This window comes from Dietzia sp. SL131 (genome assembly GCF_026672565.1).
Lineage (GTDB): Bacteria > Actinomycetota > Actinomycetes > Mycobacteriales > Mycobacteriaceae > Dietzia > Dietzia kunjamensis.
In genome coordinates this window covers 2,421,239-2,433,656 of the sequence record NZ_JAPPRI010000003.1, presented here as the reverse complement: position 1 = coordinate 2,433,656, position 12,418 = coordinate 2,421,239, and the positions used below count along the sequence as shown (strand labels likewise).

The 12,418-nt window shown below is 56.3% G+C and carries 11 protein-coding genes; all 11 read left to right on the top strand.

What is annotated here, in order from left to right; all coding sequences use genetic code 11:
* The first annotated feature begins 54 nt into the window (after positions 1–54).
* Positions 55–1,554: a polysaccharide biosynthesis protein gene (locus OVA21_RS12390; protein WP_442778929.1), complete on the top strand. Its 1,500-nt coding sequence runs from the start codon at positions 55–57 to the stop codon at positions 1,552–1,554.
* A complete protein-coding gene (locus OVA21_RS12385) occupies positions 1,551–2,867 on the top strand; it encodes a nucleotide sugar dehydrogenase (protein WP_268092494.1) in 1,317 nt (438 codons plus the stop codon). Before OVA21_RS12390 ends, OVA21_RS12385 begins: the two co-directional genes overlap by 4 nt.
* On the top strand, positions 2,867–3,463 hold the full coding sequence (locus OVA21_RS19365) for an acyltransferase (RefSeq protein WP_442778928.1): 597 nt from the start codon (positions 2,867–2,869) through the stop codon (positions 3,461–3,463). The genes OVA21_RS12385 and OVA21_RS19365 overlap by 1 nt, the downstream gene beginning before the upstream one ends.
* On the top strand, positions 3,460–4,548 hold the full coding sequence (locus tag OVA21_RS12380; protein WP_268092493.1) for a DegT/DnrJ/EryC1/StrS family aminotransferase: 1,089 nt from the start codon (positions 3,460–3,462) through the stop codon (positions 4,546–4,548). Before OVA21_RS19365 ends, OVA21_RS12380 begins: the two co-directional genes overlap by 4 nt.
* 1 nt (position 4,549) lies before the next feature.
* On the top strand, positions 4,550–5,557 hold the full coding sequence (locus OVA21_RS12375; protein WP_268092492.1) for a Gfo/Idh/MocA family protein: 1,008 nt from the start codon (positions 4,550–4,552) through the stop codon (positions 5,555–5,557).
* Between the two features lie 207 nt (positions 5,558–5,764).
* Positions 5,765–6,808 carry an oligosaccharide flippase family protein gene (locus tag OVA21_RS12370; protein ID WP_268092491.1) on the top strand — a complete coding sequence of 348 codons (1,044 nt, stop codon included), beginning with the start codon at positions 5,765–5,767 and terminating at the stop codon, positions 6,806–6,808.
* Positions 6,801–7,499 carry a PIG-L deacetylase family protein gene (locus tag OVA21_RS19360; RefSeq protein ID WP_442778927.1) on the top strand — a complete coding sequence of 233 codons (699 nt, stop codon included), beginning with the start codon at positions 6,801–6,803 and terminating at the stop codon, positions 7,497–7,499. The genes OVA21_RS12370 and OVA21_RS19360 overlap by 8 nt, the downstream gene beginning before the upstream one ends.
* On the top strand, positions 7,483–8,394 hold the full coding sequence (locus OVA21_RS12365; RefSeq protein WP_268092490.1) for a hypothetical protein: 912 nt from the start codon (positions 7,483–7,485) through the stop codon (positions 8,392–8,394). Before OVA21_RS19360 ends, OVA21_RS12365 begins: the two co-directional genes overlap by 17 nt.
* Positions 8,391–9,509: a glycosyltransferase family protein gene (locus OVA21_RS19265; RefSeq protein ID WP_326493472.1), complete on the top strand. Its 1,119-nt coding sequence runs from the start codon at positions 8,391–8,393 to the stop codon at positions 9,507–9,509. Before OVA21_RS12365 ends, OVA21_RS19265 begins: the two co-directional genes overlap by 4 nt.
* A gap of 223 nt (positions 9,510–9,732) precedes the next feature.
* A complete protein-coding gene (locus tag OVA21_RS12355) occupies positions 9,733–10,896 on the top strand; it encodes an O-antigen ligase family protein (RefSeq protein ID WP_268092488.1) in 1,164 nt (387 codons plus the stop codon).
* A gap of 356 nt (positions 10,897–11,252) precedes the next feature.
* Positions 11,253–12,398 (top strand): DegT/DnrJ/EryC1/StrS family aminotransferase, encoded by a 1,146-nt coding sequence (locus OVA21_RS12350; protein WP_326493471.1) that lies wholly within the window; start codon positions 11,253–11,255, stop codon positions 12,396–12,398.
* Positions 12,399–12,418: the final 20 nt, after the last annotated feature.

Here is a 12,418-nt window from a genome sequence, read left to right as displayed (position 1 = left end):
CTCACCAATATCGCAATCGGTCAGTCTCAAGGGGTTCCGCGGTCTACTCCTATTGTGGCTGGAGCATTCACGATCCTCGCCGCTCTTGTGCTCCGTTCGATAGTGCGGCGGAAAAGATTGTTCGGCGCTGGAGGGTCGAAGGACGCGGAACGCGCACTTGTCTTCGGTGCAGGGGATGGCGGAGTACAGCTAATACGTCAGTTGCGCCGTTCGGAGGTATCCCAATTCAATCCAGTGGGGATCCTAGATGACGACGCCGGCAAGCGGCACATGGTCATCGAGGGAATCCGAGTCCATGGAGGGCGCGAAAAACTAGAAGAACTCGTGGAAAAAACCGGCGCCTCCACCCTGTTACTTGCCGTTCCAAGCTTACCCGGCGATGCCCTCATGGATATCAGGGATCGCGCAGAGGCTGCAGGGCTCCACGTGCTTGTGCTGCCTACGCTCGACTCTATGATGCGAGGCAGGGCCACAGCTGACGAACTCAGAGAGATCAATGTAAACGATCTCCTAGGTCGGAAACCTGCTCGGCTTAATCAGACGCAGATCGCTCAGTACCTGCGCGGAAAGCGTATCTTAGTGACTGGCGCCGGTGGCTCGATTGGGTCTGAATTATGCCGTCAGATCTCCCAATTTCGCCCAGCAGAATTGATGATGCTTGATAGAGACGAGTCCGGGCTGCACGCGGTGCAGCTTTCAATGAATGACCAAGCAATGCTCGACGGGGACGATACCATTCTGGCGTCCATACGAGACCGTGACTCGCTTCTGAAAATCTTCGAAAAGCGGAAGCCACAAATAGTGTTCCACGCGGCCGCTCTCAAGCACATGCCGCTCCTTGAGCACTATCCCCTAGAAGCACTCAAGACGAATGTGCTTGGGACCTTTTACTTGCTCGAAGCTGCTGAAATGAGTGGAGTAGAGACGTTCGTTAATATCTCTACCGACAAAGCGGCAAATCCATCTTCGGTACTTGGTGCTAGCAAACGGATTGCGGAGAGGCTCACGGCCGCGCAATCGGTTCAAGACAAAGCGGCGAAGTACGTATCGGTTCGGTTCGGCAATGTCCTGGGATCGAGAGGGTCAGTCCTGACAGTATTCGAGAAACAAATCCAAGAGGGCGGCCCACTAACGGTGACTGATCCCCAGGTGGACCGGTTTTTCATGACTATTCCGGAAGCTTGTCAGCTAGTGCTTCAAGCGGCCGCTGTGGGGACCAATGGCGAAACCCTGGTGTTAGACATGGGGGAACCCATCAAAATTGCTGACGTCGCAAAGACCCTCATTGAGCAGTCGGGTAAACGCTTGGAGATCGTGTACACCGGTCTACGTGAAAATGAGAAGATTTCGGAGGAGTTGTTCGACGACAGCGAGAATCCGAGAATTAGCTCCAAACACGAGTCGCTTTCCGAAGTAAGGGTCCCACCTATTAATCTAATCAGATCCGAAGTCGAAAACATATGTGACCATTCAAACGCGCGACGTTGGCTGACGCAGCACGTCTACCCAAGTCAGTCAGCAAAGACGAGTCGGAGTAAGGAATTAGGCGAATGAGAATAACCGTAGTCGGGCTGGGCAAGATTGGGCTTCCGCTCGCAGTTCAGTTCGCGAGGTCCGGTCACACAGTATTCGGGGCAGACGCCAGCCAGAAAGTGGTCGACCTAGTAAATTCGGGGAATGAACCGTTCCCTGGGGAGGCCCACCTGGGCGAATATCTAGCTGGGGTCGTTTCAAACGGAGGACTAACCGCCCTAACTGATACTGCTGATGCAGTCTCGAAGAGCGATGCCGTAGTGATTGTGGTGCCCCTCTTTGTGGACGATGAAGCCCGTCCTGACTTCGGCTTACTGGACTCCGCTACTGACGACATCGCGCGAGGACTTCGAGCCGAAAACTCGACGCTTGTCGTATACGAAACCACGTTGCCGGTAGGGACTACGCGGACCCGCTGGAAGCCGAGGCTGGAGGAAAGTTCTGGCCTTCAGGAGGGCAAAGATTTCCACCTAGTATTCTCTCCTGAACGGGTGCTGACTGGTCGGGTGTTTGAAGACTTAAGGAAGTATCCTAAGCTGATAGGCGCGATGACCGAATTTGGGTCAGCTAGGGCGACGAACTTCTACGAACAGGTTTTGGATTTCGACGAACGGCCTGACCTGGAGCGCGGAAACGGCGTATGGGATTTGGGCTCCCCGGAGGCCGCGGAAATGGCAAAGCTCGCTGAGACGACCTACCGGGACGTCAATATCGGTCTTGCTAACCAGTTCGGTATCTTTGCAGCGGAGAATGGGATAGACGTTTACAAGGTAATCGAAGCAAGTAACTCTCAGCCGTACAGCCATATTCACCGGCCAGGTATTGCGGTGGGCGGACATTGCATACCGGTTTATCCGCGCTTATATCTCTGGAACGACCCAGCCGCCACGGTGGTTCGGGCAGCTCGCGAGGCTAACTTGGCCATGCCTGGCTATACGGTCAAGCTAGCCGAGGCCGCAGCAGGGGGCTCTCTCCGGGGGATGCGAGTCGTCGTGCTAGGCGCTGCCTATCGGGGGGGTGTGAAAGAAACAGCATTCTCAGGGGTTTTCGCTACAGTAGAAGCGCTTCGTGAGGGTGGCGCCCAGGTGTTCGTCCACGACCCGATGTATTCGGAGGACGAGCTGCGGGAGTTCGGGTGGGAGCCCTTCGCTTTGGGCGATTCGGCCGATATAGCAATCCTGCAGGCTGATCACGATCTATACCGCGACTTGTCGGTCGACGATCTGCCCGGCGTAAGTGTGGTTGTGGATGGTCGCGGAGTGTTACGTGCTGAGCGATTCAGCGGGGTCAGTTTCCTTGTGGTCGGCCGCAGTTTTGAAAGCCGGCGCAGCTGATGGGAACACGTGTAGCAGCGTCTGCTGATCTAGATTCGACGGCGACCATCGGGGATGGTTCTACGGTATGGCACCTTGCCCAGATTCGCGAGAACGCACTCTTGGGCGAGAACTGCATTGTCGGAAGAGGCGCGTATATTGGTAGCGGAGTCCGGGTCGGCGATAACTGCAAGGTCCAGAACTATGCATTGGTCTACGAGCCGGCAGTTTTGGAGGATGGAGTTTTTGTTGGCCCAGCCGCCGTCTTCACGAATGACCATTACCCGCGATCGATTTCTCCGGACGGCTCCATCAAGCGGGGTGAAGACTGGGAGGCCGTTGGCGTGACATGTCGTATGGGAGCCTCCATCGGAGCCCGTGCGGTGTGCGTCGCTCCAGTTGTAATTGGGCGATGGTCAATGGTCGCGGCGGGCTCCGTGGTTATCGCAGACGTCCCAGATTTCGCCCTCGTAGCTGGCGTGCCCGCTCGGCGGATTCGCTGGGTCGGGCGCGCCGGAGTGCCTCTGATCGATGCTGGCGATGGTCTTTGGAGATGCCCCGAGACCGACACACGATACAGAGAATCTAATGATACTCTCATTGAGGAGTCTAAGTGAACACCTTCATTCCGCCCGCAAATCCCATCATCGGGCAGGACGAACGGGATGCAGTCGATCGTGTGATGAGAAGCGGGATGCTTGCTCAAGGACCGGAGGTTCGATCGTTCGAAGAGGAGTTCTCGGATCATTTCGAACTCGGCCGCGAATGCGTGGCTGTAAATTCTGGCACTTCGGGATTGCACCTAGGGCTTCTATCTTGCGGGATTGGGCCCGGCGATGAAGTTATCGTTCCTTCTTTCACCTTCGCTGCGACCGCTAACGCCGTGGCCCTTACGGGTGCTACGCCGGTATTTGCCGACATCGACCCAGATTCGTTTTGCCTATCGCCTAGTGCGGTGGAGGCCGCAATCACCGACCGTACTCGGGCAATAATGCCGGTGCACTTGTATGGCCATCCCGCCGATATGCATGCTCTGCTCCGACTTGCCGACTCACGGGGGCTGGAGGTATTTGAGGATGCCGCTCAGGCGCATGGTGCTCGGCTCGGAAAAGTTGCGGTCGGTACTTTTGGTAAGTTCGCTATGTTCTCACTTTATCCCACAAAGAACATGACGGCTGGGGAGGGGGGGATGGTATCGGCCGCTGATTCGGAAACAGCGCGGCTAATGCGCCTTTACCGCAATCAAGGGATGGAAAAGCAGTACCACAACGAAGTCATCGGCCTGAACAACCGCATGACGGACATTCACGCAGCAATTGGTAGAGTTCAACTAAAGAAGGTTGACGAGTGGACGAATATACGTCGAGCCAACGCAGCGCACTTCGATCGGCATCTTGAGGGAGTCAAGATACCTTCCGTCGCGGACGGCGCCCGGCACGTTTACCATCAGTACACGATCCGTATTCCAGAAGACCGTGACGGTTTTGCCGCCGCATTGAGGGATGAGTACTCCGTAGGATCGGGAATGTTCTACCCGGTGCCGAACCATCGTCTCGCACCATTCAGATCGGACGTCGATCTCCCTGCGACTGAATCGGCCGCCAAAGAATGTCTATCGATCCCAGTCCATCCATCCGTGAGCGAATCCGACCTGGATAGAATAGTGACAGCCGTTAACTCTCTGGCGAAGGCGGGAAGCTGATATGGCGAACTTGCGAGCAGGACTCATCGGTCTCGGCATGATGGGCCGCCACCATGCACGGGTTCTCGATTCGTTGGAAGGGGTCGACCTCGTCGCGGTTGCGGACCCGGGCGGTGATAGATTCGGCGCGGCTCCTTCCTACCCAGTGCTGCGCTCGGTTGAAGAGCTCATTAGCTGCGGCCTTGACTACTGCATGGTGGCTGTCCCTACTGGGTCTCATGAAGAAGTTGCTCTCGCTCTCGCCTCAGCTGGGGTTCATGCATTGGTTGAAAAGCCGCTATCTCACGATGTGGACTCGGCGACGCGAATTGCGGAGGCGTTCGAGACTGAGAATCTTGTCGGCGGAGTTGGTCACATCGAGCGATACAATGCATCGCTTCAGCAGGCCCGAATGCGCGTGGAGAACGGCGACCTCGGAGAGATTTTCCAGATCTCAACAAGGCGCCAGGGGCCGTTCCCTGGGCGTATCGCCGATGTTGGGGTTGTTAAAGATTTGGGAACTCATGACATCGACATAACGTCCTGGATAAGCGGTCAAGAATACAAGGCTGTGTCGTCCCAGACAGTCCATAAGTCCGGGCGAGATCATGAGGACTTGGTTGCGATTCTTGGCAGCATGTCCCGCGGGGCCGTGACCAGTCATCTGGTGAACTGGCTATCCCCCTTGAAAGAACGGACGATTGCGATCACAGGCGAGCGAGGCACGTTCGTTGCCGACACGCTGACCGCAGACTTGACATACTTCGCTAACGGAAAAGTCCAAACTATGTGGGATGAAATCTCCCGGTTTAGGGGGGTGAGCGAGGGGGATGTCGTTAGGTATGCGTTCCCCAAGCCCGAGCCGCTCAGGGTTGAGCACGAGAACTTTCGAGACGCCATACTCGGTAAGCAGAACGATATCGTGAGTTTCAGACGTGGGCTCAAGACCGTGCAGGTCGCAGAGGCCGTGCTTGAGTCTGCCAATCAAGGTGTGACGGTAAGCATCCAAAGCCCACCTCATGTCGGTTAGGGCGAGTGGCAGTTGAAAAGTGACCCGCACGGGAAAAGGGCGGAATCAGTACACCGGTCGAGTCTGGTGCTTGCAATCGGCGGTGGGCTGGGGTCGCTAGTAGCTCTCGGGCTTACTCCAGTGATCACGAGGGTCTACGACCCAGAGACTTTCGGTTCTTTCGTTCAGATGGTGGCCCTAGCGTCAACGCTAGTCGGCTTCTCAACCATGCGATACGAGATTATCGGGCAGGTTGAGGAGGAAGAAGAAGGATTCTCGGCCGCGATCCGCCTAGCAATAATTTGCGTCGCTGCAACTTCATCGGGCGCTTTGATCGTATCTGTCCTTTTCGTTTACCTAACGGGCGCCGACCGGATATGGCTGTTAGTAGGGCCCATGGTTCTAGCGGGCAGCGTGACAACGCTCGGTGTATCGACCTTCAGTCGTTTCCGCAGGTTTAATCGAATAGCCGTCGGGAACTTTACGCAGCAGGCCCTAGTGCCGATCCTTCAGGCTGGGATAGGCGCCGTTTACCCGTCTGTCGCGTCGTTAGCAGCCGCTTTTATAGTGGGCCGCGGCTTTTGGATTCCAGCGATTTTTAATTCGTTAAGGCGTCCTAACGCGCCTATTAAAGAGGTGCACCAGAAGCGTTGGCCGTCAGCAAGAAGTGCCGGCCTCAGCGCCCTCGTTAACAGTGCGGGCAGCCAGGTTCTTTTTCTCAGCATGAGTTTTGCCTATGGTGCAGCGGTTGTAGGAATCGTCGGCATGGCGATCCGACTGGTGGTTGGGCCGCTCTCACTCGTAAGTCAGTCGGTGGGGCAAGTCATCGTCGGCAATGTCGGTACTTTGGTGCGTACTAAGCGGGACCGGGACCTGGCGAAGACGTTAAGAAGAACCGCGCTTGTCCAGGCGGCCCTGGCGCTGGCTCCTTGTCTTGTGATCGCAGTGTTGGGCCCTATCGTGGTCCCACTACTTCTTGGGGATCAGTGGGCTGAAGCCGGAGTCGCGTGTGCGATTTTAGCGCTCGGAGCGTACGCCCAATTTGTTGGTGCACCCTTCGCCCAGGTGCTTAACTTATTGGGGAAGAGTGGCTGGCTCCTGATCTGGGATCTCGTCCGAGTAATAGTATTGGGGTTGGGTGTTATCGTCCCCTTTCTTGCGGGCCATGGATGGAAGGTGGGGTTGTTCGCCTATTCGGGTTCGCAGGTGTTTATTTACCTGATATTGCTTATATTCGTCTATCAAGCAGTCCGAACAACTGGTCATGCCTAGAATTGGCCGGTTCGAAGGGAGAGGAAGGCCTATGGTTCCGAACCAATCCAGAGTTGTTCTCGCGCTCGGAGCGCATACCGATGACGTAGAATTGGGTGCCGGCGGTACATTGTCACGGCTGAAGAGGGAGGGATGGACGGTTGTCGCGGTAGCTGGCTCGCGGGCGGAAGGCAGTCTGCCCCCTGAGTTCGAACGCGACACGTTAGAGCAAGAGTTCAGGAAGTCGATGAAGTTGCTTGGTGCGTCCCACGTGGAAGTGCTTGGGTACCCTGTTCGGCGACTGCACGCGTACCGCCAAGAGTTGCTCGAGGACTTTATCCGACTGCGAAAACAGTTCGAACCGGAGCTAGTGCTCGTTCATTCGTCAAATGATACGCACCAAGATCATTCCACGACGTATCACGAGGCCGTAAGAGCGTTCCGGTCGCGATCGGTTCTCGGGTACCATTCACCTTGGAATGAGCGGCGCACTGATTCGGCAGTCTTTATTAAGTTGCTGAACGAAGATCTTGAGTTGAAACGAGCAATGGTCAGTTGCTACGAATCTCAGCGGAAGCTCGGTCGTGATTACGTCCAGTCTGACTACGTGGGCGTCGCGGCGCGGTACGCGGGATTTCAATCAGGAGAAGAGTTAGCCGAAGCATTCGAATGCATTTCGATTAAGAGGAGCGACAATGCCGACTGTTGGTGACGTACGTGAATTACTTGACGTGTGGACACCGCTAGCGCTGCCCGATTCAGCTGAACTGCGGGGCGCCAGCACATTCAAATCGCCTAAACCTCACACCGTCTGTTTCGTTCGCGAATGGACTAGGTCGTCGCAAGCTAAAGCGGCCGAATTCCTCGAGACGCTTTTTCTCGTACCGGAATCCCAGGAGCTACAGGTAGGGTCAAAGCTTTCCTGCTTGCCGGTAGCTAACCCGCGTCTTGCCTTCGGGCGCGTTGTGGAGAAGCTGTTCGTACCAACGGTCGAGCCGTACCGCTCGCCGACGTCGGTGGTTGACGGCGCAGAGATTGGTACCGGTTCGTATATTGGGCATGGCGTGATTGTCGAGGCGGGGGCGGTGGTGGGGACCGGGGTCGTGATAGGGCACAATAGTGTTATCTATGGAAATGTTGAAATCGGGAACAACTCCGTAATCGGCTGTAATACCACAATAGGTGGGGTCGGCTTCGGGCTCGAACGTGATGCAGACGGCGTACCCATTCGTATCCCACATGTGGGAGGAGTTAGGATCGGTAACAATGTAGAGATCGGAAGTAACTGTTCGATAGCGCGGGGGACGATCACGGACACTGTCTTGGAAGATCACGTTAAACTCGACGATCAAGTTTTTGTTGCCCATAATGCAGTCATAGGGGAAGGGACTTTTCTTATTGCGGGGTCGATCACGAGTGGTAGCGTGGCGATCGGTCGTCGTTCTTGGCTTTCGCCGGGCGCTGTAGTAACGAACGGCGTGACTCTGGGCGACGACGTACTAGTCGGCCTTGGCGCCGTCGTAGTAAGCGACATTCCTGACAGAAGCCTGGCGGTTGGGCTACCCGCCAAGGTGAAGGGCGAGAACCCGATGCTGCCGAAGGCATGAGGGGCGCACAGCGGTTTGATGTGGCAGTTGTCACATCCGCTCATCGGGCCGACGATGTGCGCGTCTACCGTAAGCAGTGCCGCGCACTTGCTGCGGCGGGGTACAAGGTATTATTGATCGCCCCGGGCCCAGGGGGGATATTCGAACCTGCGGCGGGGGTAACCCACGTCCGGATCGTGCGGCCGAAGAACCGGTGGCTACGAATTTTGCTCGGGCCTGTTCTGGCCTTTGCTGCAGTTTGGCGCAGTCGTGTCCGCGCTGTGCACATCCATGACCCAGAGCTGCTGCCGCTGCTCCTAGTGTGGAAGTATTCGGGTGTGGGTCGCCGTGCCCTTTATGACGCCCATGAGTCGCTTCCCGAGCAGATTAAAGGCAAAACATACATCCCCTCCGTAGTGCGCCCAGTCATAGCCGAGGTTATTGGATCGTTACTCGCGGTGGCCGTGCGGTTATGTGACGGGGTAGTTTGTGCAACTGGGTACATTGAGGAGAGTCTTCGTGGAGCCAGGAAGTCGATAACGATATATAACTACCCTTGGATTTCCGATTTTCCCGAGCCTCGAATGGATAACTGTGGGTCGGTAGGCGACCTCTGTTTCGTAGGCTCGGTATCGGAGGCTCGTGGTTTAGTTTCGATGCATGAATTGTCAAAGGAGTGGCGGGTTAGCATAGCCGGTCCCGTGTCGGCGTCCTTGAAAGAACGCTATGAAGGGCCAAACTACGTTGGTCAGATACCCGGCCATGACATTCCTGAATTTATTAGCGGGCACGTTTGTGGGCTCGCGATCTATTCTAAACTTGCCAATTACCAGTACGGCGTTCCGACTAAAGTGTTCGAGTATATGGCCGCTGGCCGGCCGTTCATCGTCACTGACTTGCCCGGGTGCGTGGAGTTATTCGCAGTGGGTGCGGGCGGGATGGTTGTAGATACAGATGACTTAGACGCCATATTCGAAGCGATTTCATTAATTATGGGAAATCCGACTCGGTCCGTTCAACTTGGGCAGGAAGCGCGCAAAGCCTTTCTCGAAAGATTCTCATTTGACTCGGAGGCGTTAAGGCTGTGTTCGTTTTACTCGGACCTGAACATCCGCGCAAACGGCAGCCCATCATAAGTCGAACCTCGGCGTAGTGGTTTCTCAGATTGGTACTCTACCGCTCGACTTCGCGGGGGATGGGGAGCGGGTTCGGAATGAATAGCCCGCTGCAATCTGTGGGTGTGTTCGCCCAAGTACGATGGTCAGTTGGCAGCTTACGGCCGGCCAAGCTTGAACCCGCCGTTTAATTTACACACTACGCTGAGCCCCAGGCGTAGCGCGCCGAAGACTGGAGTTACGAGTGTATACGAAGTTAGCAGGGCTCGGACTACTATTATTAGCCTTCGGCGGGTACATTGCCGGTATTCCCGTAGTTTCAGCTGCTGTCCCTATAGGGCCAATCGCTGTTGGGGCGGTAATCACTGCTGTAGCTGTTGTAGTGCGGTTGTTTCAACGGCCAGACACGCGCGCGATTTTGCCACTTGCCGTACTGGGCTTGGCGTTCTTGCCCGGCGTTATTCTTGCCCCGATTGGAATCGGCTATGCGGATGACAAGGTTGCCCAGCTCTTGTCGATTGTCCCGCTAACCATTATCGGGGCGGCGCTATGTATTCAAGACAGGAGGGCCCTGAGGGTAGTTCAGCTGGGCACGGTTGCAGTCGGGGTGTTAGTCGGCGTGGTGTCATTCGTTTACGCAGACGCCGCTCTAGTTGGATCCGGTCGATATGCTGCCGAAGGATCGAATACAATTGCTGCGGGAAGAGCAGCGGCCGGCGGCTTCGTAGTAGCGGTGCTGATGGGGCTGACTGCGAAGAGGTGGCTTTACGCGGGACCCGCTGCGGTTTTTCTCGCGGTGGCTGCGGTTGTTTCGGGATCTCGCGGCCCAATCTTGGCTGCGGGCATTGCCTTGGCAGTAGCGCTCGTCGTCTCAAGGTTGAAGTTCCCCGCAATAGCAACGTTTGGCCTGGTGGCCTTAGGCCTAGTTGGCTACCGCTTCGCGCTGGCGAACGAAGTAATACCCGAAAGGCTCCTCAGCTTCGATGATGGTAGCGCCCAAGCGCGATCGTCTCTCTTGGACGCTACGATCGATATCGCTGCTTCGAACGTCGGAGGAATCGGTTGGGGTGGGTTAGCCCTTGAGTACACGGGGTTCCCCGGGCTGTCTGCCAACAACTTTCGTTATCCGCACAATATCTACATCGAAGCAGCCGCCGAGGGCGGTCTAGTCGCGTTTCTTGCCTTAGTGGGTGTGTTACTTCTAGCGGTGCGCATGTCGGTACGCGCCAGCGGAGACTGGCTGGAAACGTCAGCTTTGGCTTTGCTGATTTTCTTTTCCGTAAACGCCTTCGTGTCGGGTGACCTGATCAGTAACCGGGGTTTCTGGTTGTACCTAGGTGTTTGCCTGGCGGCTGGTGCGCGGGGACGTTCGGCAGTTCAAAGATCCGCAGAAGATTCCTCCGAATAGAGTATCGAACTGCTTTGTTTACCTGGCCTGGAATTAATTTACAGGGGCGTCGGGCCGTCGGCGCCCCCTCAAGGTACGTCCATGCTCGCAGGGGAAAAGTAGCAACGCTGTCGCGTCAGGCACTCGTCGGACGGTGTGAAGACGTTGTTTAAACCTACTCGGAGTGTTGCGTGAGTGTCGCTCACTGCCCGCTCCGTGTCAGGGTGTTCTGCTGGGGTGGGCTTGGCGAATGTGGGGGTGCTTCTTTCACACCGAGATGGTGTTCGCCGAAGTCCCCCCCTGCGGATCGCATCGACAGACCGCGTCGACCCAGGACCCATACACTGATACTGCCAACAAGCTGATTGGAAGGCCAGATGAGCGAGCGAATCTACATGTCTAAAGCGGACGTATCGGGCCAGGAAGAAGCCGCAGTCCGGCGAGCCATACGGTCCGGGTGGGTTGCCCCGCTGGGCCCAGAGGTGGACGCCTTTGAGCAGGAAGTTGCTCATCGCGTTGGAGTAAAAGGCGCCTTGGCTCTCTCCTCTGGGACTGCCGCCCTTCACTTGGCTCTTCTACACTTGGGAGCTCGCCCTGGAACGTCAGTCGTCGTTTCATCGATGACTTTCGCAGCCTCTGCGAACGCGATCGTTTATACAGGCGCAGAGCCGGTGTTCGTAGACTCCCAGGCCTCAGACGGCAACGTGGACCCGGCGCTGCTGTTCGAAGCCGTCGACACTCTGCGAAGCGAAGGAACCGATGTAGTTGCGGTGATGACAGTCGACCTCATTGGCCGCCCCTGTGACTACCGAACGATCGAGGAGGGCTTAGAACGTAGAGGTATAGCCCTTTTAGAAGATGCTGCCGAGTCTTTAGGGGCATCTGTTGATGGCAGGGCTGCTGGATCTTTTGGCCGGGCGGCTGCACTGTCTTTCAACGGTAATAAGGTGATGACGACATCGGGCGGTGGGATGCTGTTGTCGGATGATGAAGACCTCCTCGACCGAGCACGTCATCTATCCACCCAAGCCCGAGAGCCGGTCCCGTGGTACGAACATCGCGAAATTGGATACAACTATCGTCTTTCGAATATCCTCGCTGCAGTGGGTAGGGCTCAGCTGGATCGACTCGATGGAATGATTAGTCGACGTCGTTTGATTCGTCGACGATACATGGAGGCGTTTTCCGACTTGGATGTGCGGTTTCTTGGAAATGCCGATGTGGACAGTGGCGTGGTTGAGAATTGTTGGCTAACAGGGATAGTTCTCGGCGATAGCGTTGCCCTTTCGCCGGGTGATGCAGTGTCCATTTTGCACCACGCCGACATCGAAGTGCGGCACCTGTGGAAACCAATGCACATGCAACCGGTATTCGCAGGGGCGCGATCATTCGAAAATGGAGCCTCTGAGTCCCTCTTCTTGCGGGGTCTCACGCTACCGAGTGGTTCCGCAATCACTGACGACCAGCTGGAGCGGGTTATCGCTGCGCTGCGCGCTGTGATCATTAACGGTTCGCAGGTTTAAGCCATTCGATAGAACTGGAG